The 24,096-nt window shown below is 60.7% G+C and carries 18 protein-coding genes; 8 read left to right on the forward strand and 10 right to left on the reverse strand.

Annotated features, from left to right (window positions below; translation table 11 throughout):
• Window positions 1-149 precede the first annotated feature (149 nt).
• Entirely contained in the window at window positions 150-1,130 is a 981-nt protein-coding gene (gene gshB, locus AAID99_RS02405) for a glutathione synthase (RefSeq protein WP_188425175.1), read from the forward strand.
• Window positions 1,131-1,142: 12 nt separating this feature from the next.
• On the opposite strand, the gene AAID99_RS02410 is transcribed toward gshB, so the two are convergent.
• On the reverse strand, window positions 1,143-1,376 hold the full coding sequence (locus tag AAID99_RS02410) for a hypothetical protein (protein WP_498493065.1): 234 nt from the start codon (window positions 1,374-1,376) through the stop codon (window positions 1,143-1,145).
• A gap of 252 nt (window positions 1,377-1,628) precedes the next feature.
• Between AAID99_RS02410 and AAID99_RS02415 the strand changes: the two genes are divergently transcribed.
• From AAID99_RS02415 to AAID99_RS02425, 3 genes are all read left to right on the forward strand, one after another.
• Entirely contained in the window at window positions 1,629-2,351 is a 723-nt protein-coding gene (locus AAID99_RS02415; RefSeq protein WP_498493066.1) for a class I SAM-dependent methyltransferase, read from the forward strand.
• A gap of 101 nt (window positions 2,352-2,452) precedes the next feature.
• On the forward strand, window positions 2,453-3,661 hold the full coding sequence (locus AAID99_RS02420; RefSeq protein WP_498493067.1) for a hypothetical protein: 1,209 nt from the start codon (window positions 2,453-2,455) through the stop codon (window positions 3,659-3,661).
• Window positions 3,658-4,599 carry a heme o synthase gene (locus AAID99_RS02425; RefSeq protein WP_498493068.1) on the forward strand — a complete coding sequence of 314 codons (942 nt, stop codon included), beginning with the start codon at window positions 3,658-3,660 and terminating at the stop codon, window positions 4,597-4,599. Before AAID99_RS02420 ends, AAID99_RS02425 begins: the two co-directional genes overlap by 4 nt.
• A gap of 737 nt (window positions 4,600-5,336) precedes the next feature.
• Here the strand turns inward: AAID99_RS02425 and AAID99_RS02430 are convergent.
• From AAID99_RS02430 to AAID99_RS02450, 5 genes are all read right to left on the reverse strand, one after another.
• Window positions 5,337-6,242 (reverse strand): Tim44 domain-containing protein, encoded by a 906-nt coding sequence (locus tag AAID99_RS02430; protein WP_498493069.1) that lies wholly within the window; start codon window positions 6,240-6,242, stop codon window positions 5,337-5,339.
• 58 nt (window positions 6,243-6,300) lie between these two features.
• Complete coding sequence (locus AAID99_RS02435) at window positions 6,301-7,641, reverse strand: TldD/PmbA family protein (protein ID WP_498493070.1); 1,341 nt, start codon at window positions 7,639-7,641, stop codon at window positions 6,301-6,303.
• Window positions 7,638-8,903: a M16 family metallopeptidase gene (locus AAID99_RS02440; protein WP_498493071.1), complete on the reverse strand. Its 1,266-nt coding sequence runs from the start codon at window positions 8,901-8,903 to the stop codon at window positions 7,638-7,640. The genes AAID99_RS02435 and AAID99_RS02440 overlap by 4 nt, the downstream gene beginning before the upstream one ends.
• Window positions 8,904-9,000: 97 nt before the next feature.
• On the reverse strand, window positions 9,001-10,407 hold the full coding sequence (gene thrC / locus AAID99_RS02445) for a threonine synthase (protein WP_498493072.1): 1,407 nt from the start codon (window positions 10,405-10,407) through the stop codon (window positions 9,001-9,003).
• 82 nt (window positions 10,408-10,489) lie between these two features.
• Window positions 10,490-11,569, reverse strand: coding sequence for an L-dopachrome tautomerase-related protein (locus AAID99_RS02450; RefSeq protein ID WP_498493073.1), 1,080 nt, complete (start codon window positions 11,567-11,569; stop codon window positions 10,490-10,492).
• Window positions 11,570-11,699: 130 nt separating this feature from the next.
• Here AAID99_RS02450 and AAID99_RS02455 point away from each other — a divergent pair, with 130 nt between their 5' ends.
• Complete coding sequence (locus tag AAID99_RS02455; RefSeq protein ID WP_498493074.1) at window positions 11,700-12,050, forward strand: DUF3147 family protein; 351 nt, start codon at window positions 11,700-11,702, stop codon at window positions 12,048-12,050.
• Between the two features lie 57 nt (window positions 12,051-12,107).
• Window positions 12,108-13,802, forward strand: a complete 1,695-nt coding sequence (locus AAID99_RS02460; RefSeq protein ID WP_498493075.1) for a tetratricopeptide repeat protein — start codon at window positions 12,108-12,110, stop codon at window positions 13,800-13,802.
• Here AAID99_RS02460 and AAID99_RS02465 read toward each other — a convergent pair.
• The 3 genes from AAID99_RS02465 to murJ all read right to left on the reverse strand — a co-directional run bounded on the left by AAID99_RS02465 (window position 13,782) and on the right by murJ (window position 20,997).
• Window positions 13,782-16,589 (reverse strand): [protein-PII] uridylyltransferase, encoded by a 2,808-nt coding sequence (locus AAID99_RS02465; RefSeq protein WP_498493076.1) that lies wholly within the window; start codon window positions 16,587-16,589, stop codon window positions 13,782-13,784. The genes AAID99_RS02460 and AAID99_RS02465 overlap by 21 nt on opposite strands.
• 49 nt (window positions 16,590-16,638) lie before the next feature.
• Complete coding sequence (gene mutS, locus AAID99_RS02470; protein WP_498493077.1) at window positions 16,639-19,284, reverse strand: DNA mismatch repair protein MutS; 2,646 nt, start codon at window positions 19,282-19,284, stop codon at window positions 16,639-16,641.
• Window positions 19,285-19,437: 153 nt separating this feature from the next.
• The gene (gene murJ, locus AAID99_RS02475; RefSeq protein WP_498493078.1) at window positions 19,438-20,997 is read right to left on the reverse strand and encodes a murein biosynthesis integral membrane protein MurJ; all 1,560 of its coding nucleotides are present in this window, start codon (window positions 20,995-20,997) and stop codon (window positions 19,438-19,440) included.
• 460 nt (window positions 20,998-21,457) lie between these two features.
• Here murJ and AAID99_RS02480 point away from each other — a divergent pair, with 460 nt between their 5' ends.
• Window positions 21,458-22,096: a LysE family translocator gene (locus AAID99_RS02480; protein WP_498493079.1), complete on the forward strand. Its 639-nt coding sequence runs from the start codon at window positions 21,458-21,460 to the stop codon at window positions 22,094-22,096.
• Window positions 22,097-22,124: 28 nt separating this feature from the next.
• Here AAID99_RS02480 and AAID99_RS02485 read toward each other — a convergent pair whose 3' ends face one another.
• Window positions 22,125-22,613: a glutathione peroxidase gene (locus AAID99_RS02485; RefSeq protein ID WP_188425189.1), complete on the reverse strand. Its 489-nt coding sequence runs from the start codon at window positions 22,611-22,613 to the stop codon at window positions 22,125-22,127.
• Window positions 22,614-22,825: 212 nt separating this feature from the next.
• Between AAID99_RS02485 and AAID99_RS02490 the strand changes: the two genes are divergently transcribed.
• The gene (locus tag AAID99_RS02490) at window positions 22,826-24,067 is read left to right on the forward strand and encodes a NupC/NupG family nucleoside CNT transporter (RefSeq protein WP_498493080.1); all 1,242 of its coding nucleotides are present in this window, start codon (window positions 22,826-22,828) and stop codon (window positions 24,065-24,067) included.
• Window positions 24,068-24,096: the final 29 nt, after the last annotated feature.

Here is a 24,096-nt window from a genome sequence, read left to right on the forward strand (position 1 = left end):
GACGGGGTGAGGCAGTATCGATCCGTCATAGGAAACGACCAGACGCTCTGCTAGAGCTTAAACAATGATGGGCCCAGATCATGGGTCATGGGGGTGCGAGCTGCACAGGTGACCCCAGTGAGTTTTTCAGGACCGAAAGGACTAGGTCGATGGCGCTTAGAATAGCCGTTCAGATGGACCCGCTCGAACACGTCAATATCAACGGAGATTCGACTTTCGCCCTTATGCTCGAGGCCCAGCGTCGGGGGCATGAACTCTTCGTCTATCCCGTCGAGTCTCTTTGCCTGGGTGAGGGGGGTGCCGAAGCGACCATGGGCCGTTTGTCTGCGCGCGCGCGCGCGGTCAAGGTGCAGCGTGTTCAGGGCGGCCATGCAAGCTTCGGTGAAGAGATGCGGCTCGACCTTGGCGCGACCGATGCCGTATTGATGCGGCAGGACCCGCCCTTCGACATGGGCTATATCACGGCCACTCACATGCTTGAGCATGTGCATGGTGTCGGCGAAGGGAAGACGCTGGTCGTCAACGATCCGAAATCCGTCCGTGACGCGCCTGAAAAGCTTCTGGTCACGCATTATCCCGATCTGATGCCGCCCACTCTCGTGACCTGGGACCGTGAGGCGCTGACCCAGTTCCGTGCCCGCTATGGCGATGTGATTCTCAAGCCACTTTATGGCAACGGGGGCGCCGGTATCTTCCGTATTCGCGAAGGGGATGAGAATTTCGCGTCGCTTCTCGAACTGCATTTCAGCCGTTCGCGTGAGCCGCTCATGATCCAGCGCTACGAACCGCTGGTGCGCAAGGGTGACAAGCGTATCATTCTGGTCGATGGCAAGCCGATCGGCGCGATCAATCGTGTGCCTGCAACGGGCGAGGCACGGTCGAACATGCATGTGGGTGGCAGGGCAGAAGCCGTGGCGCTGACCAGGCGCGATGAAGAGATCTGCGAGCGTATCGGGTCACATCTGCGTGAAAATGGGCTGATTTTCGTGGGTATCGACGTGATTGGCGAGTGGCTCACCGAAATCAATGTGACGTCACCCACCGGGCTTCAGGAACTGGATCGCTTCAATGACATGAACAGCGCCGGGCTGGTCTGGGATGCCATCGAACAGCGGATCGGTCGTAGCTAAGGCGAAGAGACGTCACTCTTCTTTCTTATTGGGTTCCTGTGGTGGTGTCGCGAAGATCGAAGAGGCGGCGGTATAGCGGAACGGCAGGGTCACCTTCGGTGGCCCACCTTCTGATATCTCGGGAGGCTTGTCACGGCCAAAGCGGTTGACGAACCATTTGGTTAATTCTTCCTTGAAACGCACGATATAGATCGATGCCCACAAACCTAATGCCAGAAGGAAGAGGCTTATATTCATGAGCGACATGTGTTGCCTCTCTCCGTTTCTATCTGTTCGACCCGCTTATCTGTATCATTTCCTTTAGACGGCGAACGTGACGAAATGCAAACCGCCTCTCGCCAGTTCTGGCGAGATGGTCTAAGAGCGATCAGGCAAGACGATGCCTGTCATGCTGTCTGATCATCAGGCGAAATGTCGAACGCCCGGGCCGAAGGCCTGGGTTTCAAACAGGTATCAGGACGGAATTATGATTTTGCGCGACCAGACGAACGAAGCCTGATGACACGACCGGACCCCTTGATCGACCCGACCGCCTCCATGGACGACGCCCATCCCCGGCCACGTTCCGCTCTCGACGCAGATGCCGTGCGTGCGGCCTATCGGCGTTGGGCAAAGGTTTATGACTCGGTTTTCGGTGGCATTTCCGCCTTCGGCCGTCGTCGTGCCGTCGCAGCAGTCAACGCCTTGCCGGGTGAGCGCGTTCTCGAGGTCGGTGTCGGCACCGGTCTGGCGCTGCCCCATTATAATCGCGACAAGCACATCACGGGTATCGATCTGTCCGAAGCGATGCTGGGGCGTGCCCGTCATCGCGTGATCAACCAGCAACTCGGCAATGTCGACGATCTGCTGGAAATGGACGCCGAGGCAACTACCTTCGAGGCTGGAAGCTTCGATATTGCGGTTGCGATGTTCGTGGCGTCTGTTGTGCCGAGCCCGCGTCGCCTGCTTGGCGAGCTCAAGCGCGTGGTCAAGCCGGGCGGGCATATCCTGTTCGTCAATCATTTTCTGGCGACGGGCGGTGTGCGCTTGGCCGTTGAACGCGGCATGGCACGTGCCTCGCGCTCTCTGGGCTGGCACCCTGATTTCGCTATGGAATCGCTCCTGCCCCCCGAGGATCTGAGCCGTGCCCTGATCACGCCGGTGCCGCCTGCTGGTCTGTTTACACTCGTGACATTGCCGCTCGAGATGGATAATAAGGAAGAGACGGCCCTGGTTGCCTGACACGTACGTGCCCGACAGTTCACACCAGACTGGCCTTGACGACAGGGTCCCCCAAGACCGTTTTCCGGTCGGGACCTTCAGGACTGCATGAGGAACCGGGCTTGTTAAACCAGTCGATCACCAAGGGCTCTTACGGCGCGCAGTTTCGAGCCGATGGCGCCGCTTTTCTCGGTCTCTCTCTCCTTTGCGGTCTTGCTGGCGGATTTCTGGGGGCCGTGTCGCATAATGCCGGGCCCTTCCATGCTCTGAGCCACGGCCTGCTTCTTGACCTCTTCGTACTCATTCCTGCCTTCCTCGGAGGGATGGGACGTCTGGTTCTGCCGGGCGAGTTGACGACGCTTCCAGGCCTGATGGTCCGATTTGATCGTCTTGCTTTTCTGCTTCTTTTCGTTGGTGCCCTGAGCGCCGTTTATGGCGCGCGCGAGCCGGCTGCTTTTGTCTTCTCCCTCGCCTTGTGGGGGTTCGGCACAACCTTTCTGGCTCTTTCCACCATCGTCAAATGCCTCGAATGCCGTGTCGTGCGGTTTCGTGACCTCTCGCCTTTTGCCTGGTCGCAGCTTCTTGCTTCTCTGGGGCTGATTGTCATGGCGCCGGTTTTCATGGCTGGCTTGCTCCATGATCTTGTCGCAGGGCACGCATGGTTTGCCAGCGTACAGTTCTGGCTGGGTAAATTGCAGGTGCCTGTGCTGGCGCTTGTCGTGCAGCTTGCTCTGGGTGCGATTGCCAATCTGGTCGCTTTCCATTCCACGCGTCTCAAGATCACCCTGCCTTTGCTGATGGCCATACCGAGCCTTCTGGTGCCGGTGGTCTGGGCCCATGGCGTCACGGTGCCTAGGCTTTCAGACGACTGGCTTCTGGGGATGGGCGTCGCTGCGCCCTCCTTCGGCATCATGGCCCTGATTTGTGCTTCGCTCTGGGGCCGTAGTTTCGCCCTGACCGCAGCTCTCTCCTGGAGCTTTCCCGCGCTGCTCTTGCTCTCCGCTGGATGGGTTCTGAGCCTTTTTCCGGTGAGGCCTGAGGCCTTCCATTCGGCAATGCTGTTCGGTGCCGTCTTCGCGTTGTTTGGATGTTATTATCGCTGGCAGGAGCAGATCCCGTCGATTGCTGCGCCTCATTGGCTCTGTCGCGTACATCTCGTCGCCATGGGCGTATCGGCTCTGGCCATGATGCCGCTCCTGCCGGTGCTTCAGCGCTGTGGCGAGATCGGCATGATCGTCTCGCTTTTTTGCGGCGCGGTTCTTGGCGCCAGAGCGTTGCTGCCACGGCAGCCCCATTCTGAACCCTCAGCCGTAGAGGCTGATTTCTCATGAGTGCTTCCCAGAGCCTTTCCGAAGCGCAGCACAGCTTCGACAGGGAAGAGGGTGCGACTCTCAAGGACTGGCTTGCCCTGCTCAAGCCACGTGTCATCTCGCTGGTGGTCTTCACCGGGGTCGCCGGTATGGCAGTTGCCCCTGTCTGGCCATCCGTCCCGCTGGGGCTGATCGACATGCTGTGCATCTGCGTCGGGGCCGGGGCGGCTGGCGCCATTAATATGTGGTACGATCGCGATATCGACGCGATCATGAAGCGGACCGCAGTGCGACCTATCCCGGACTCGCGCATGGATGCTGATGGCGCGCTGATTTACGGTATTGTGCTTTCTCTGGCTTCCGTCGCGCTGCTCTGGCTTGCCAGCAATGCACTCGCAGCGGGCATTCTGGCCTTTTCGATCTTTTTCTATGCCGTGATCTATACGATGTGGCTAAAGCGCAGCACGCCGCAGAACATCGTGATCGGTGGGGCGGCTGGCGCTTTCCCGCCCATGATCGGCTGGGCTGCAGCGACCGGCTCGATGAGCGTTCTGCCTGTTGTCATGTTCGCGATCGTGTTTCTCTGGACGCCGCCGCATTTCTGGTCGCTGTCGCTTTATGCCTGCAAGGATTACACGAAGGCGGGCATTCCCATGCTGCCCGTGGTCAAGGGTGCCCGCCACACACGCTGGAATGTGTTCGTCTACACACTCATTCTGATGACTGTGTCACTGGTGCCGTCGTTCCTGCATCTTTGCGGCATGATCTATACAGTCAGCGCAACCGTGCTCGGGCTCGGATTTATCTATTTCGCTCTGCGCGTACTGCTCGACAAACAGGATGCCCAAGGCGTCAGTCTTACAGCAGACAAGCCTGCGCGTTATGCTTTCCGGTATTCCCTGGCTTATCTGTTCTTCCTGTTTTCGGCCCTGCTGATCGATCGGGTGCTCTTCCCATGAAGAAACAACAAGTCGTCTCCAACCGTCAGGGGCGCATCTTGGGACTGCTTGGCGGTCTCTCGCTTGTGATGGTCTCGCTCTTCGCGCTGACTTATCTGCGTCTCTGACCTAGACGGCGCTCACAGGTTCGGGGGCGATAAGCCGTTTCAGAAGTCTCGGCTGAGCGGGGTGGAGAAGAGGCGTGTGCCTCGCGACGCCTTAAGTCGTTGTTTTCTGGATTTCGGGCGATATCACGTGTCTTCACCGTATATCGTCTGACTTCCTCCGTATCCCGGCTTACTTCCCGATTTCAGTGCTGGAGGGGCGAGAGGGAGTTTCGGAAGAAATCATGTTTTTCTCTTCTCACACGCTGCTCGATACCCGGCTCGGGCCTCTGCATAAGATCCCTGCAAGGAATTTCGCCCAGCGCATAAACCTGCACGAACTTGTCTTCTTGCAGGGGTCGTGCAGGCAGAGGAAGCGTGGCGCTGGGGAATGCACTCAATTCCTGGATAGATCGAGAGGCTACCATGCCTCCTGCCGCTCCTGTCAGAAAGAGTGGCAGCGGCAAGAGGACTATCGTTGCAATGAGAGGGCGGATCTGGCAACGACGCGCCCCGATAAGAGAGCCAGGGCGGGCGAAGAGGTCCGACGTGCCGTCCCTCGAAAGGCAGCACGGGCTCCATGTATCTTGTGACGACGACAGGCCCATAGCCCGTCCCCTGTGGGGCGAGGGTGAAGCCTCGCCCCAGCGCGTATCAGCCTACCTGCTGGATCGCAGACAGGATCCAGTTGCCGCGCCCGTCGGCACGTACGAAAGTCCAGAGTTCTGTCACGGCCTGTCGCTCGGTCTTGCTGCCGTCAATGACATTGCCGAAGGAATCGGTTGTCACGTCATAGAGCGAATACTGCATCGCGACGGTCGCATAAGTCATATTGCCCTCGCGCCAGGCTTCGGACAGATCGCCGCGCATGAACTGCACGTCAGACACGATATTGCGCGCGCCACGGCTGGCATAATCGGCCAGCTGCTCGCTGAAATACGATACCATCTCGGGCGTCGCCATGGTGGAGAGGGCGCGCATGTTCTGCGCGCTCCAAGCGGCCTGGATATCCAGCAGAAGCTGCTGGAAATTCTGATAATCGCTGTTGCTCAGGGTGACAGCAGGCGTTCCGGCTCCACCGGAGAAACCCGGTCGCTGTGGTGCTCCCGCGCCACCGTTGCGACGATTGGCCAGCCAGCGCAGCACCATGACAATCAGAAATCCGAAAATCGCAATCTGGAACAGCAGCCCGATGAAGGAGAGAAAGCCGCCTCCACCGCCGCCGAAGAAACCGTGGCCTGAGAGCATGCCAAAAAGGCCAGCGCCGATCAGCCCGCCCATGAAGCCGGTCATGAAAGGTCGACGCTGGGCAAAGCCGGGCTGCCCCATTGGGCGCGAGAAAGGCGCGTTCATCCCAGGTGAGGGCGCGGCAGGTGCATAGCTGCGCTCTATGGGACGTGCGGCATAGGGTGCCGTTTGAGTCATGGGTGGCGGAGAATAGGTGCGGCTGCCGCGACTTCCCATCGAGCGTCCACCGCCTGGCCGTGCGTCGGCAGGGGCTGCCAGAAGCGGGGCCAGAGCCAGGAGCAGGAGGGAGGCACGAAAAATGGGGCGGGACATGAAAACTCCTTGTGAGCGCATTGCGGGCTCAGTCCTCGGTGACTGAACGGAAAGCGCTTCAGCTTCCTGCAACGCTCATTGTGTCAATTCTGAGTGTTGGAGCGTCAACGCCGTGGCGGAACTCAAGATCATCCGCAGCGCGCAGCGATGCAAACATATCGATGAGATTGCCCGCAATGGTCAGCTCTGCCACCGGTTCGGCCAGCTGGCCGTTGCGGATCATGTATCCGGAGGCGCCTCGGCTGTAATCGCCGGTAAGCCCGTTGATGGATGAGCCCATCATTTCGGTTACATAGACACCCTCGACGATATCGGCGAGCAATGCCTCGCGCGACCCGGTGCCGCCGGTGAGGAAGAAATTGCTGACTGCCGGGGAGGGAGGTCCGCCTACACTGCGCGAGGCGCGTCCGTTATTCACCAGACCGAGCTGCATTGCCGAGCGGCTGTCGAGTATCCAGTCCTGCAGGACGCCGTTTTCGACAAAAGCGAAAGGCGAAGGCAGGAAACCTTCGGCGTCGAATGGCTTCGAGCGCAGACCGCGGGGGCGTGTCGGATCGTCGATCACGCTCAGCGCCTCCGGCAGGATGCGTTTGCCGCGATGGGCGGAAAGGAAAGACGTGCCGCGTGCGATCGAGGCGCCATTGATGGCCCCTGCCAGATGACCGAGCAGGCTGGCCGAGACACGGCGATCGAACACGACAGGGAAGGCCCCCGTGCGTGGCTTGGCCGGGTTCATGCGGGCCAGAGCGCGTTCTGCCGCTTCACGACCAAGACTCTCGGCTGAGTCGAGGTCGCTCAGGTGCCGGGCGCTGTGACCGGCATAATCGCGCTGCATGCTCGGCCCTTCGCCTGCCAGCACGCTGATGCCATTGCTATGGCTCGTCTGAACATAGCGACCGGAAAACCCGCCGCTTTCCGCAAGCGTGATTTGCACCCGGCCGTAACCAGCCGAGGCGCCGTTGCTGTTGGTAATGCCGGGAAAACCGAGCGCGATTTCCTCGGCTTCGCGTGCTCTTGCCAGCAGGGCTTCGAGACCCGGTGCTTCGCCCGCATCGACCAGATCGAGAGAGGCAATGTCGTAGATACCCTGTTGTGCAGGGTCGACGAGGCTTGTGTGGGCGTCTTCAGGCACGACGCGTGCCATGGCAACAGCCTGCTCGGCCAGCGCCTCGAAGCGGCTTGTGTCGAGCGCAGTGGCTGAGACATTGGCGGCGCGCTTGCCGATAGAGACCCTCAGACCCAGCTGGATGGTCTCGGAATGTTCGAGCCCTTCCGGGACGCCGCGACGGCACATGGCCGAAATCGAGCGCGAGGCTATCAGAAGCGCATCGGCCCGATCGGCCCCGGCGCGTTTCGCCGCGTCGAGTAGTTGGGAAAGGCGCTCCTGATCCTTGCTCATGCAACAAGCCTCTGGCTGATGGCGTCAAAAGAGGGAATGGCGCCGACCGGGCCGATTGTGGCCAGCGTCGGGCGGGCGCGGAACAGGGCTTCGGCAGCACGGATCATGGCCGCTTCATCGACGGCGTCGATTTTGGCCACGGTCTCGCTGGTGTCGATGATACGTCCGAAAAGCTGCATCTGGCGTGCAATCTGTTCGCAGCGGCTGCCCGTGCTTTCCAGCGACATCAGCAGCGAGGACTTCACCTGAGCGCGGGCCCGGGCGATTTCCTCGGCGCTGATACCGTCGGAGAGACGACGCAGTTCGTCGAGCATGACAGGAACCAGCTCGGCAGCTTCCTGCTCGCCCGTGCCCGCATAGATACCGAAAAGACCGCTATCGAGGAAAGGCAGCGCGAAGGAATAGACCGAATAGACCAGCCCCCGCTTTTCTCGGATCTCCTGGAAGAGGCGCGATGACATGCCGCCCCCCAGAACCGTCGAGAGCAGCATGACAGCGTGATAGGCCGGGTCATTATAGCTGACCGACGGAAAACCGAGCACGAGATGCGCCTGATCCAGATCGCGGGACTCACGATGCTCGCCCCCGAGATAGGTGCAGCCTTCGCGTTCGGGCGGCTGATGGTCTGGCAGGTCACGAAAATGCTCCTGCACCAGATCGAGCACCGCTTCGTGGCGCAGATTGCCAGCGGCCGCGATCACCATGTTGCGCGTGGTATAATGCGTCTGCATGTAGCGCATCATGGTCTCGCGCTTCATTGTCGCAATCAGGCCCTCAGTGCCCAGCGTGGGCCGGCCCATGGGCTGATCGCGGAACGCAGTTTCCTGGAAATTATCGAAAATAATGTCGTCAGGCGTGTCGTTGGCCTGGCCGATTTCCTGCAGGATCACGCCACGCTCGCGTTCGACCTCCTGCTCGAGAAAGGTGCTGTGGGTCAGGATATCGCCAATGATATCGATGCCAAGCGGCAGATCTTCCTTCAGCAGCTTGACGTAATAGGCCGTTTGCTCGCGCGCGGTATAGGCGTTGATATGACCGCCGACATTCTCGATTTCCTCAGCAATACGCGCTGCACTGCGGCGTTTGGTACCTTTGAACGCCATATGTTCGAGAAAATGCGATACGCCGTTTTCTTCGGCGGTTTCGTTGCGTGTGCCTGTGGCAACATAGGCGCCGAACGAAACGGTTTCGACGCGCTCCATCCTTTCGGTGACGACGGTAAGGCCATTGGGAAGGGTGGTAACGGTGATCGGATCGGTCATCGAGCGGTGATGGTCCTGAAAAACTGAAAGCGGGATCTGACCTGAGATGGCGTGTCGAGGGGGCGAATTCCAGCCCCCTCCCACGATTTGGTCAGGTTCAGGCCGTGTGCGTATGGGCCTTGATATGGCGGCGCACGGCGTCTTCGATAATGTTCAGCTCATTGGCAAGTGTCTCGTAGCGCTCTTCGCGTGAGAAGAGGTCAGCCAGATGAGGCGGCAGGGCAGGGTCGATGCCTGTTGCCTTGCGTACGGCATCGGGGAATTTCGCAGGATGGGCCGTGGCCGCCACGATCATGGGAATGCCCGGCTCCTGGGCCTTGCGCCCGGCAGCGAGACCGATTGCTGTGTGCGGGTCGGCGAGATAGCCGGAAGTGTCGTAAAGGGCCTTCATTTCGGCGAGGGTCGCCTCGTCATCGAGCATGAGGGCGCCAAAGCGCTCTTTGGCGCGCATCCATGCAGCATGATCGACCGGCATGCGCCCTGTCTGGCGGAAGGCCAGCATGGTCGCCTGACAGGCTTGCGGGTCACGATCGAGCATTTCGAAAAGCAGACGCTCGAAATTCGATGAGACTTGGATATCCATCGACGGTGACAGGCTGGGCTCGACAGCGCGCATCGACATGTCATTGCTGGTCAAAAAGCGCGTGAGAATATCGTTGCGGTTCGAGCCGATGCACAGGCGACGAACCGGCAGGCCCATCTGGCTGGCAGCCCAGGCGGCAAGCACATTGCCGAAATTGCCTGTCGGCACCGCAAAGGAAATTTCGCGGTCGGGCGCTCCCATCATCAGAGCGGCACGCACGTAATAGGGGATCTGGGCTGCAATGCGCGCCCAGTTGATGGAGTTGACCGCTGAGAGCCCGATTTCGTCACGGAAGGGTGTATCGGCGAACATTGCCTTCACCATGTCCTGACAATCGTCGAACGTGCCTTCGACGGCGATGTTCAGGATATTGTCATCCTTGACCGTCGTCATCTGGCGGCGCTGCACATCCGAGGTGCGGCCCATCGGGTGAAGGATGGCTACCGAGAGATGCGGGCTGCCACGAAAGGCTTCGATGGCTGCCGAGCCCGTATCGCCAGAGGTTGCACCGACAATGGTGACGCGCTGGTTTCGCTCTGTCAGCACATGCTCGAAGAGTTGGCCCAGAAGCTGCATCGCCATATCCTTGAAGGCGAGCGTCGGACCGTGGAACAGCTCCATCGAGAACAGCCCGTTCTCGACCTCCACCAGCGGTGCAATGGCTGCGTGGGAGAACCCGGCATAAGCCTTGGCGCAAAGACGCTGCAGCGTCGGCAGATCGATGCTGCCCGCAGCGAAGACAGAGAGGATTTTCGCGGCCAGATCGGGGTAGGAGAGGCTGCGCATGGCGCGCCATTCATCAGGCGTGAAGCGCGGCCAGGTTTCAGGCATGTACAGCCCACCATCTTCAGCCAGACCAGCGAGAAGAATGTCCGAGAAGGAGCGCGGGCGCGCATCGCCGCGAGTGGAACGGTACAGCATGTTAGCCTTCATAATTCAGAGACACGATTGGGAAGAATGACGCGACAGGAGAGGAAAGGCGAGGGGGTGACATGAGGGCGGCTCAGGGAAGGTCGATGCGCAAAAGCGTATGGCCTGCCGGAACCCAGATCTGCCCGGATTTGTCATTATTGCCTCGAGACCTTGCCCAGCCAGGAATGCCAGCCTGAACGAGCTGTGACGCGACCAGAAGAATATGGGGGAGGCGTGCCGTGTCAAAGCTCAAAAGCCTGCCATTCTCGATATCGGTCAGATAGAGCGTTGCCTTGTCGTCCAGCGTCATGCCGCTCACGGTCGGCGTCCCGCGCCATTGCGTCACACCTTCCATCTGTTCCGAAGGAGTGACCGAGGGGTCTGTAAGCAGATCGGTGGAGAGGCGGTAGATCGGGCCTGTCGGCGCCTGCTCGTAGAGCCATTTGCCATCCGTTTCGAGGGCAAGATAGGCGATGTCTCGTGTCAGAGGGTGGCCATCCGTGCCCATGACCGGATGATGGTCAATCGTGAGCGGCAGGTGGCCACGCGATGTCGGGTAGCCGGCAAAGAAGCGCGTGGCCTGATGGCGCGCCATATCGACCATGGTGAGCGACACCCCGCCCTCATCAGCCAGATAGGCCGTCTGTCCGTGGACTGCGAGGGTGGTGAACGCCGTGTTCTGCACGATAGCTTCAGGCGGCAGGTCCAGTTCTGAAAGCACCTTGCCCGAAACCGGGTCGAGATGGATCAGGCGCGGCGGGAACCCGGTTGTCGCCCGGTCAATCAGCCAGAGAGTACCGCTGTCATCGCGGGCAAGCGCGGAAGGGGCGAAACCTTTAGGGCCGCGCGCCTTGTCGTCCGTGCTGCTCCAGACCAGAATGAGCGGCGTCGTCTCGCTGGCGCCAGCTGGCAGTCGCGCCAGAAACGGGCCGTTTTCGTCGCTGGCTGGCTCGCGCAGAAGGATGACACTGCCATCGGCAAGAGGCAGCGCCTGACGCCAGAGCGCCTTGCCGGGCAGGCTTATGGTCTGGGAGATCCGTGCGGCGGCGGTGTCGGCCAGCCAGGGGCGTTCATGGGCAGCCTGCGCCGGGGCAGGGCGCAACGTCAGGGCAAGCGTGAAAAGCGCTGTGCAACAGGCGGACCGACGCAGTTTGGGAAGAAAAGCGACCATGCCTCCTTGTAAGCCCATTCGGACCCCGTGCAAGATTGACTGCGCTTCCCGAGGGGTTTTTTGAACGCTTTGTCGTGTCTTGTGCGCGGGGGCTGCCCTTTTTGTCTCTCTCCTTCACACAAGGTCTGTGATGCTCGCCCTTGCTCTCAAATCGGCCGTGTCTGGCGTGCTGATCGCTGTCGCGTCGACTCTGGCGCGCCGTTATCCCGGCTTTGGCGCCTTGATTGCCTCGCTGCCTCTCGTATCGGTCATGGGCATGATCTGGCTTTGGGTTGAAAAACCCGATGCAGAGAATATGGCCAATCATGCCGGCGCAACCTTCTGGTATGTGCTGCCCTCCTTGCCGATGTTTCTGCTCACTCCAGCCTTGCTGCGCCATGGTCTCGGGTTCTGGCTCGCTCTCGGCCTCGGCTGTCTGCTGACCATCATGCTCTATCTGGCGGTCACATGGATTGGCCCGCGCTTTGGCCTTGTCTTGTGAGCAGAGGGAAGTTGCGGCTCGGTTGTAAGCCCGTGCGCGAGCCGTCATGATTGGTCGATGACTGTCTACACCTCGCGCATCAATACCGCTCTGGCCCATCTTGCAGGAGGCGACTCCGTTCAGGCGGAGGCCTTGTTTCGTGCGGTTCTTGCCGAGGCTCCGGATTGTGGAGCGGCCTGGCACGGTCTGGCCTGTGTCGCCCGCCATACAAATCAGCCTCGCACCGCCATTGCTTCCGTGGCGCACGCGCTCACTCTGGCCGAAGGCGATCATGAGAAGGCCCAGTTTCATCTGACGCTCGCTGCGGCCCTTGATGAGGCGGGGCATCTGCGTGAAGCTCTCGCCGCCTGTCGGGTTGTGCTGTTGCTCGAACCGCGCGAGTTCAGGGCAAAAGCCTTTCTTTCAGAACTGCTCTATCGAAGCGGGCAGGAGGATGAAGCAGCGTCGGTTTTTGCCGAAGCGCTCTCACTCGCCAGAGAGCCTGTGTCGCTCCTGATGCGCCATGGGACATTTCTCATGGCTGAGCGCCGTCTCGGTGCGGCAACCGGGGCTTTTCAGGCGCTTGCGGCGCTCTGCCCTCAGGACGCCATGGCTTTCGCCAATCTCGGCGCGGCCTTCTTCGAGAATGGCGAGATGCAGGCTGCTCTGGTGGCGCTTGAACAAGCAGTCACTCTCGCAACGCCGAGTGCCCGAACGCTGAACAATCTCGGTCTCGTTTGTCAGGCGCTGGGTCTTTTTACCAAGGCCGAAGCGGCCTTCGCCCAAGCGGTGAAGCTGGCGCCGGAGGATTGCGTCGTAGCAGTCAACCGGGCCACGCTACTGGCCGAGACGGGCAGGCGCGATGAGGCAGAAACGGTCTTTCGTACCGTTATGCAGGGGGGCGGGGTGCTGTCGGCGCAGGCGGGCTTCAACCTCTCCATGCTCGCCCTCGCTTCAGGTAACCTTGCCGAAGGATGGGCGCTTTTTGAATCGCGCCGGGAGGTTCTGGGTCTGACGCCTTTCGAGACACCGTGGCTGGGCGAGACCACGGATGTGCGTGTGCGGGTCGATGCCGAGCAGGGTCTGGGTGATATGATCCAGTTTCTGCGTTTTGTGCCTGAGGCCGCGCGCCGGGCACCGCTTTTGCTGAATCTGCCCGAGCAGATACTGTCCTTACTCGACTTCATGCCGGTCATGACGCCGCTGCTCCAGTCGGGGCGGGTCGTGCTTGAAGGCGAAGCGTCTCTCGCTTGCTCCCTCCTCAGTTTGCCAGCCCTTCTGGGTGTCACTCACATCGATCCGTCGCCCTATCTCGATTTTGGCTCTGTTCGGGAGGCGGGCAGGATCGGTGTGTTCCATGCGGGCAACGCGACGTATCGCTTTGATGCCAGACGGTCACTCAAGCCGGAGTTGCTCGCGCCGCTCCTGAGCGTTGCGGATCTGGTTTTTGTCAGTCTTCAGCAGGACGCAGCACCTGAAGGCATGATGCCGGGGGGTGGCGCAACCCTCGTCGAGACAGCGCATGCCCTGGCGCGCTGCGAGAGGGTGATAGGCGTTGATACCATGCTGGCACATCTGGCCGGGGCTATGGGCGTGCCGCTCTGGCTGCTCGACCGTGAGGGTGGAGACTGGCGCTGGCAGGGGCCTGACTGGTATCAGCAGATACGCATTTTCAGGCCCGAGGGGTTGTTGCCCCCGGCTCAGGCATGGCCCCCGGTGATCGCTCGTGTTGCAGAAGCCCTGCGGGAAAGATCAGGCTGCGACGGGCTTTGACGGGTGGTTCGTGTCGTCTCCGCTCAGCGTGGCAATAAGCGCCGTGCGGATCTCGGCCATGCGGCTGTCTGATGTGACCTTCAGTCCGACCAGGTCGCGCACATAGAAAACGTCGACGGCGCGCATTCCATAGGTCGTGATATGGGCCGAGGAGATCTGCAATGACTGCTCGCTGATCGTGCGGGTGATGTCATAAAGCAGGCCGGGGCGATCGCGTCCGTTTATCTCGATGATCGTATGTCGTTCAGAGGCACGATTATCGATCACCACGCGTGAAGGCACATGGATGGCCCGCATGCGCCGTGCTGTGCGCTGATCTGACAGACGCCCGAGTTCGTCGCCGATGGCGAGGCGGCTTGAGAGCGCCTGTTCGATCAGACTGTTCAGTCGGGCGAGTTGCAGCGGTGTCTCAAAAGCGCGGCCATTGCCGTCCTGCACCCAGAATGTATCGAGGGCCATGCCGTCGCTGAGCGTGTGGATACGCGCATCGACAATGGAGGCGCCCGCCACGGCAAGCCCGCCCGCGATCTGCGAGAAGAGCCCGGAATGATCGGCGCTGAAAATTGTGATTTCCGTCACGTCGCGCTGGGGGATCGGCGTCGCCTCGATGGTGAGGGGAGCCGAATGGACTTCTGAGTCCAGCACCAGACGGGCGTGGCGGATATGGGTGTCGGCGTCAAAACCGAGCCAATAGCCTGCATAGCCGAGTGACAGAAAATGGTCGGCTTGTTCGTCTGCGATACCCTGCTGGACGAGACCGTCACGGACCAGTTCCTTGGCATGGCTCACACGCTCGTCGCGTTCTGTTGCGGCAAGGCCGCCCTCAAGCACCTCGGCAACGCGTGAATAAAGCTCCCGCAGCAGCGTCGCTTTCCAGGCATTCCAGACACTGGGGCTGACAGCACGCATATCGGCGATCGTCAGCAGCAGAAGCAGGCGCAGGCGCTCCGGCGACTGGATGATATCAGCAAGATCGAGAATGGTGCGTGGATCGTCGATATCGCGCCGGAAGGCGGTCTGGCTGAGCAGGAGGTGATGCAGGATCAGCCAGGATACCGTTTCGGTCTCTTCGGCATCGAGGCCGAGTTGCGGGCAGACCTGCTGAGCAACTTCGGCACCCAGCACAGAATGATCGCCCCCACGCCCCTTGGCGATGTCGTGAAGCAGTGTCGCGACATACATGGCACGGCGCGACTGCATGTCCCGTGCCAGTTCGTAGACGAGCGGGATCTCATCAGCCATGGCGCCCGCTTCGATCCAGCCGAGCATGCGCACGGCCTCGATATTATGCTCGTCGACCGTATAGATGTGATAGGTGTCGAACTGCATCTGGCCTACGATACGTGACCAGTCCGGCAGCAGCGCCCCCAGAAATCCGGTATCGTTGAGAATGGTCAGCCAGTCTGCCCCGCTCGGGCGGGCATGCTCGCGGTTCATTTCCGTAGGCTGCATCAGCAGGGCGAGAAAGACCTGCATGGTGAGCGGGTCTTCGCGCAGCGAGGCAATGCGGCGCTCATTGCGGATGAGCTGCTGAATGGCCGTGGGGTGAAGAACCAGATTTTCGCGAAAGGCGGCATCGAGCATCTTCACCATCAGGCGGGGCTCGCTGTCGAAGCAGGCCGCATCAGCGGGGGCGATCTGCTCGTTGATCAGACGGAAATGAGCGGCGTCTTCCGTGCTCAGGCTGGGGCCGTGATAAGGGGCTTCACGAATTGGCCCCTGAAGGCGCTGCATGATGCTGGGCTCGAGAATTCGGCTCAGGCGCATCACCTCACGCGTGGTGAGGAAATAATGACGCATGAAGCGCTCGACGCCCTGCTGGCGCCCATGGCCCGCATAGCCCATGCGGCCCCCAATGACGGGCTGCACGTCAAAAGCGAGACGTTCATCGGCGCGACCGGCGATGTAATGAAGATGGAGCCTGATGGTCCAGAGGAAGTTCCAGGCGCGTCTGGCGCGGTTGGCTTCCTGTTCGGTCAGAAGACCAAGGGTGGTGAAAGCGGGTTCGTGAGGTTTGAGTGTCGATGCCGGGTTCAGACCGTCATTGTCTTGCAGAACCCTGGTCATCCAGTTCAGGGTCTGCAGGTCGCGCAGGCCGCCGCGCCCTTCCTTGATGTTCGGCTCAACCATGTAAGGGTTGTCGCCGAACCGTTTATGACGTTTCTCGCGCTCATCGATCTTGTCATGGATAAAAGAGAGTGCTGCTTCCTCACGCTTGCTGAAGCGGACGCCGAAATCGGCGAAAAGCGTGTCATCCCCCACAATACGCCGGGCATCGAGCAGCGTGGTGCGTATGGTCAGGTCTTCGCGCGCGGCTTCAAGACAGCCCTCGATCGATCGTGTGGCATGGCCGACCCGTACGCCCAGATCCCACAGGAAATAGAGCATGTATTCCACCTGAGCGGTGGTCTCGGGGGCGGGGTTCTCGCCTGTCAGAAACAGAAGGTCGATGTCGCTATAGGGCGCCAGAAGCCCGGCGCCGAATCCCCCGGTCGCGCAGAGGCATAGCCCTGAATCGGGTGCCCTGGTCATGATGCGCGCCAGTGCAAACAGGCTTGCTATGGCGCCATCCATCAACTGAGCGAGTGTCGATGCCGCTGCGATGCCCTTGAGCTGGCGCCCTTCGAACAGCCGACGGATCTCGCCCTGGTGACGTCCGATATGGCGGCGGAAAATACTGACGGCATCCTCGCGCGATACAGTGCCATCTGCCTGACGCGCACGGTCGAGTGCTGCGGCAAGGGCGGCCTGCATGTCGGTTTCTTGGAGGGAGATCGGTTCGCGCATTAAGATCCGTAACTATGGGGGCGTTGCAGAAAACCAGGAATGACCATCATCAGGTCAAATCGTTCTTTGTTTCAAGCGCAAGTTTGCGTAACGCATAAAGCGCTTCGAGCGCAGCCTTGGGTGAAAGCGAGTCGGGGTCGAGCGCCTCAAGGGCTTCGCGCAGGCAGTCCGGCTCGTCTGGCGGCGAGGCGATCGTCTCGAACAAGGGCAGTTGCGGCACGCTTTTGCCCTGATCGCGCTCGAGAGCGGCAAGCAGGCGCGTGGCGCGCTGCACCACGGGCATGGGCACACCGGCAAGCTGGGCAACATGCACGCCCCAGCTTTTCCGGGCAGAGCCTTTGCGGACTTCATGCTGGAACACGACGTCGCCCTGCCATTCGCGCACGGCCATCGTATAGGGCGTCAGGCGTGGCATCGAATCAGACAGGCTGCAAAGCTCGTGGAAATGGGTCGCGAAAATCGTCCGTGACCCGAGCTGGGAGTGCAGCGCCTCGAGCGTTGCCCAGGCAATGGCAAGACCATCGAGGGTCGATGTGCCGCGACCAATCTCATCGACAACGACCAGGGAGCGCGGCCCTGCCTGGCGGAGGATGGCGGCGGTTTCGGTCATCTCGACCATGAAGGTCGAACGACCTCTTGCCAGATCATCGGCAGCGCCGACACGGGAAAACAGCCGGTCGACGATACCGATTCGCGCTTTTTCCGCCGGAACGGGCAGCCCGGCCTGCGCCAGAATGACGGCCAGAGCCGTCTGACGCAGGAAGGTCGATTTGCCCGCCATGTTCGGCCCCGTCAACAACATGACACGCTGTGAGGGGGGAAGGGAGCAGTCATTGGGGATGAAGCGAGTTGCCCGCCCCAAAGCGGCCTCAACCACCGGGTGACGGCAGGATTTGAGCTCAAACTCCTGATCCTGCGTCATCTCCGGGCTGCACCACGAACCGCCCTGGGCCAGTTTTGCGCAGCCGGTCAGCACGTCGGCCGTGGCAAAAAGTGCGGCCAGTTCGGGCAGGGCCGGGTGAGAAACGGTTTGGGCGACGAGGGCAGCAAACAGGCGACGCTCGGTGGCCGACGCGCGGTCAGCGGCTTCGAGAATGGCGCGGTCGAGTTCGAGCAACTCGTCAGTGGTGAACCGCACCAGATTGGCTGTTCCCTGACGGAAGGAAAGCTCAGGCCGATCGCGCAGCTTCGCGCCGTGCAGCGCTGAGGTCTCAATGATGTAGCCGAGTTGCGCGTGATGCTTGATCTTGAGTGTCGCGACATTGAACTGCTCGGCATAGCGCTGCTGCATGGCGGCAAGCGTGCGCTTGCTGTCGTCGCGCAGGCCACGATAGCGGTCCAGATCGGCATCGAAGCCGGTCGCGATAGTGCCACCATCCTCGATGCGGGCTGGCAGGCTCTCGGCCAGCGCCTTTTCCAGCGTGTCCAGCAACGCATCGGCGCGACCATAAAGACCGGCGAAAAGCGAGCGGATGAGGGGCGGTGTGGACTCGGTACAGAGTGGCTCCAATACCGCAACAAGGGCATCGGCAGCCTGAAGCAGATCGCGCGTCGCTGCCAGATCGCGTGGAAGGCCGCGACCGGTCGAGAGGCGACCGAGCGCCCGGGCGAGATCGGGCGCTTTCTTGAGAAGAGGTGTCAGGGTTTCGATCAGCCCTGGCTGCCCCGCAATCCAGCGCCAGGCGGCCTGACGCCCCTGGATCAGTGTCAGATCGGTTGAGGGGGCAGCAATCCATTGCGCCAGAAGCCGTTGGCCCGCCGCGCTTGCACAGCGATCGACCGAGGCAAGAAGCGTGTGGGTGGTGGTGCCGTCCCGCGCCTGAACCAGATCGAGGCTGGCGCGTGTTGCCGGATCGAGGCCAAGCGTTTCCGAATCGTCCCGGCGCAGGGGGCGTGCGATGCGGGGCATCGTGCCTGCCTGGCTGCGTCTGACATAATCCAGGATCAGGGCACCGGCGCGGATTTCCTCGTCGGTGAAATCGCCCAGTATGCTGATCTGCGCGACATCGAAAGCCTGGGCCATGCGCGATCGGGCAGTCTCGAGCCCGGGCAGGGTGATGCTGGGGGCGACACGGGCAGAAAACGGGTCAGGCACCAGCGCGGGATCGGCGAGAATTTCGGATGGGTCGAGCCGTGCGAGCAGTTCCTCGACCTGGTTTTGCGAGAACGCGGCCGTTTCGAAAGACCCCGTCGAGATATCGATCCACGCCGCCCCGCAGGGTGCAGAGCCGCGCGTTTTTTTCGCAGGGGTTGACAGAGCGAGAAGCAGGTTCTGACGACCCCCCTCAAGCAATTCTTCCTCTGTCAGCGTGCCGGGGGTCACCAGACGCACGATGGCGCGGGCGAGCGGGCCCTTCTGGGGTGGTTCCCCCGGTTTTCTTGCCTGTTCGGTCTGCTCGGCCACCGCCACGCGAAAACCGCGACGTATCAGCCTTGCGAGATAGGCCGGAGCAGCGGCGACCGGCACGCCACACATCGGGATAGGCGTTTCGTTATGCTTGCCGCGCGTGGTGAGGCTGATATCGAGCGCCATGGCGGCAGTTTCGGCATCGGCAAAAAACAGCTCGTAAAAATCGCCCATACGGAAAAACAGAAGGGCATCGGGCTCCTGCGCCTTGAGCGCAAACCACTGCGCCATCGCCGGGGTTGCGCCCTCGGAAGATGGGATAATGCCGGTAATCTCCGGGGTCGTCATGAGGGGGAAACTCGCCACATGAGCGGAATTCTAGCGGCCCTATGCCCGACTGTGAACACCCCGTCATGCCCCGGGCGGCGATGTCACCCAAGCCATGATAATTTCGCAACGCTTGACGATATGGTCAGGAAATGGGTGCGCGGTGCAGGCGTATCACGGCTGCGCGCCCCGTTTGCGCCGCAGCAGGCGGTTCAGCAGGCGCTGGGGCTGGCTGATGCCCAACGCCCAGAGCGCCACCAGATAGACAATACCCGCAAGCGCCATCATCAGACCGAGCATGGCCGCCCGGATCAGTCCATGCCACATCACGAGGCCGGGGGCGAAGAAGCGAGTGAGCGCAAGGGTCACAAGCGCCATCAGCAGCGATGCCGCCATGATGCGCAGCAGGCGCTGCATCAGCGCCCGATCAGGGCAGAACACATCGCGTCTGTGCAGGATGACAGCCAGAAAACCGAGATTGACGAGTGCTGCGATGGTGCTGGCGAGCGGTGGCCCGACATGGGCCAGCGGACGATAGAGCATCAGATTGAGTGCAAGATTGAGCGCTATAGTGATGAAGCCGATCTTGACTGGCGTTCTGGTGTCGCCATGGGCGAAAAACCCGGGGGACAGCACTTTGATCATGATGAAGGCGGGCAGGCCCAGGGCATAGGCGCGCAGCGACTGCGCCGAAGACAGGGCATCTCCTGTGGTGAATTTCCCGTAGCCGAAAAGCGTTGCCATGATTTCAGGTGCCAGAGCCAGAAGGCCGAAACAGGCGGGGAAGGTGAGAATTGCCGCATAGTCGATGGCGCGGTTGAGCGTTTGCTGCCCTCCCTTGTTGTCACAGGCCGCGACGTGACGGGTCAGAACCGGAAGGAGCGTCGTGCCCGCAGCGGCCCCCAGTACGCCAAGCGGCAGTTGATTTACGCGGTCGGCAAAGTACAGCCACGAGATCGACCCGGCAGGCAGAAGCGTTGAAATGAGCGTATCGACGGTCAGATTGAGCTGTGTCGCGCCCGAGCCGACAAGCCCGGGCCAGAGGCGGCGCAGCATGTCGCGCATTTCGGGTGTCAGGCGCGGTCTCGGCAGGGAAAGACGCATTCCTGCGCGCCGGACCGACCAGAGAAGCAGCCCAAGCTGCACAAAACCGGAAAACGTGATGCCGATAGCCGTCCAGGTGGCGGTATCGTTAAAGACCAGTGCGCCAAGCAGAATGGCGGCTATGCCGACGATGTTGAAAGACACATAGGCCCCGGCAGCCATCGAAAAACGATGCAGCCCATTCAACACCCCCGCCACAAGCGCTGCGGTGCAGATCAGCAGGAGATAGGGAAAAGTGATGCGTGTCAGGTGAACGGCGAGCTCGAAACGCCCGCCAGCATGATCGAAACCCGGCGCAATCAGTTCGATGATCCAGGGCATGAACACCTCGCCCAGGATGGTCACACCAAGCAGCCAGGCGCTCAGGCACCCCAGTGCCTGGGACGCGAAACGCGTCGCATCCTCTTCGCCCCTTGTGGTCAGGCGCTCGGTGAAAAGCGGGACGAAGGCCGCATTGAAGGCCCCTTCGCCGAAGAGGCGGCGAAACATGTTGGGAAGGCGAAATGCGATCTGATAGGCGTCCTGAACCGGGCCAGCACCGAGAAACGCCGCAAGAAGCTGGTCGCGCACCAGACCGAGGATACGGGACAGCATGGTCCAACCACCAACGGTGATCAGGTTACGGAGCATTCCGGGCTTCCAGTCAAAAAACAAACATCAGGAGCGCGCCTGTTTAGACGTAAGCGAGGCGATGTGCCATGGCCAGGCACAGGCTTGTTGCATTTTGGAAAGACGAGGCTGCAGCTCGGAAAACCGCGCGCCATCAGGAGTTTGTAAATCACGGTAGATTATGGCGGTTTTGCGTCTCTCTGCCTTTTGTTCACTTCGCAGGTCAGGTTTTTTCACGGACACGCGTCAAAACGTCCTTTCCAGACGCCTCACTGCACGGCGACCTGGCCAGTATGCGTTCCCGATACGGGCTGATCGTGGAAATTGCGATCCTGTCGGCTCTCTGGCAGAAAGCACTGCGCCCGGGCGGTTGCCGGGATGCCGGGTCTCCTTATTTGTGCCAGCAGGTGCAAACGGTGAGATTCAGCGCATAACGCGAGCAGCGCGCTTTTCTGCACCAGAGCTATCGAGGCACACGGATATGAGCCCCATCATTCTTTCTCTGACGAGTTTTGTTCTCGCTGCGGGTGTCTTCACACTGGTGCCGGGTCTCGATACCGCCTTCGTGCTGCGCACCAGCACCGTGTCAGGTGTGCGCACCGGTTTTTGTGCAGCGCTTGGCATTACGCTCGGGCTTTTCGTCTGGGGGCTGGGCGCGGCTTTTGGTCTGACAGCACTGCTCGCAGCATCGACGATCGGCTTTCTGATCGTCAAATGGGTTGGCGCTCTCTATCTTTTCTGGATTGGTGTGCGCTTGCTGATCCGTCCTCGTACGGCCGCTCATGCGGTCGAATCAGGGGGGCGTGTCAATCGTCTGTCAGGCGCGCAATGCTTCCGTCAGGGCCTGCTGACCAATCTCCTGAACCCCAAGGTTGGCATTTTCTTCATTACTTTTCTGCCGCAATTCATTCCACATGAAGCCAATGTGGTGACGTTCTCGCTACTGCTGGCGGGTATTCAGGTGCTGCTGACCTTGAGCTGGTTCTCGCTGCTCATTGTTATGACGGCGCCTCTGGGCGCCTTCCTGTCGCGCCCTTCCATCGTCAAGACGCTGGACCGTGCGACAGGGGGGATTTTCGTGGCGTTCGGCCTGAAGCTGGCACTTGAGCGCCAGGGCTGAAAGGGCGCCCCTTGGCTGCCTCTCTCTTTCAGCGATCCATCATGGCGCGCTGGATCGAGGCTTTCATCCGGCCTGAATCGGGCGACGTCAGGGGCGTGAACCAGTTGGTCAGCTTGCCGTCTCGTGACACGACATATTTATAGAAATTCCAGCGTGGCAGAGACAGCATCCCCCCTTGCGCGGCAAGCCAGCGGAAGAGCGGGATGGCGTCTTTGCCCTTCACATGCGACTTCGCAGCCATAGGAAAGCTGACCCCGTAATTGCGTGAGCAGCTGGTCTGGATCTCGGAGGCCGTGCCCGGCTCCTGCTGTCCGAAATCATTGCTCGGCACACCAAGCACGACCAGACCGTTCTTGCCATAATGGCTCCAGAGATGCTGAAGCCCCTCATATTGCGGTGTAAAGCCGCATTTCGAGGCCGTGTTGGCGATCAGGACGACCTTGCCCTTGAAATCTGCCATTGAAATGGGTTCGCCGCAGAGGGCCGGGATGTCGAGATCGTAGAAGCTGCTGGTCATGATATTCCGTCGCGCCGTGTCGTAAGCCGGATCTTCAATGTGGCTTTCCACTGGACACTACGCAAGCATCCCGACAGAGTGTATCTTTCCGTTTCGCCAACGGTACGTCCCGCTCGCCGGGGAAGTGGCGTTCCAGGGCGTTGCTAACAAAGAGGTTTTCCGTTTCGGGATCGATACCCGAGCGGAAACAGTCAGAGAATGAAGGCGCATTGATGTCGCTGCGCGGTGTGATCGGTATTGCGGTGCTCGTGGCGCTGGGTGTTCTTTTGTCGAGCAATCGCAAAGCTATCGATTACCGTCAGGCAGCCATAGCCCTCGCGCTGCAATGTGCGATCGGTGCGCTGGCGCTTTTTGTGCCCTGGGGGCGTCGATTCTTCGGGATGCTGGCAGATGGGGTGGGAGATGTTCTGTCCTACGGTCAGGTTGGCACGCATTTTCTTTTCGGCGGTCTGGTCAGCCCGAAAATGGAGACGCTTTTCGGTCAGGATAGCTTTGTCTTCGCGTTTCAGGTGTTGCCTGCCATTGTTTATGTCTCTGCCATTATCGCCCTGCTTTATCACTGGGGCGTAATGCAGGCCATTGCGCGTGCGGTGGGGCAGGGTCTGCGCCGCCTGCTTGGTACAAGCGCGCTGGAATCCTTTTCGGCCGTCATGACGGTGTTTCTCGGCCAGAGCGAAATGCCCGTCGTCTTGCGCCCCTATATGGGGAAGCTGCGACGCTCCGAGCTGTTTACCATCATGAGTTCCGGCACGGCATCGGTCTCAGGCTCGGTGCTGGCCGGTTATGCGGGGCTTGGTGTGCCAATGCATTATCTGCTCGCAGCGTCCTTCATGGCCATTCCGGGAGGGCTGCTTTTTTCCAAGCTTCTTTGGCCGACGCCGGAAGACGCCCATGCCGGGCACGAACCCATGCCCAGGGCTGTGCTGGAAACCAGTGGTGTTTTCGATGCGCTTGCAGAGGGAGCCATGAGTGGTGCCCGGGTCGCTTTTGCGGTCGGGGCCGTGCTGGTGGCTTTTGTGGGTATCACGGCATTGCTCGATGGGTTGCTGCACGGGCTCGGGTCTTTGGTGCATTTGCCTGGGCTCAGTCTCTCGACCGTTCTTGGCACGTTGATGGCGCCTCTTGCCTGGCTGATCGGCATTCCCTGGTCAGAGGCGTCACTGATTGGCGGTTTTCTGGGGCAGAAAATCGCCTTCAATGAATTTGTGGCCTATGTGAGCCTCTCGCCGCTCATTCATGCCCACACCCTTTCCGGGCACGATCTGGCTATCGTCTCTGTCGCCTTGTGCGGTTTCTCGAATTTTTCGAGTGTCGGCATCCTTATTGGCGGGTTCGGCAGTGTTGCGCCCGAGCGCCGTACCGAGATCGCCACCATTGCGTCGCGCTGCGTAATTGCGGGCACGTTGTCCAACCTCATGAGCGCGGCCATCACGGGGCTGTTTATTGCAGCCTGACGCCTGCTTGTTCAGTTACTCCCTCTACC

This window comes from Asaia sp. Ae19-3, assembly GCF_059801175.1.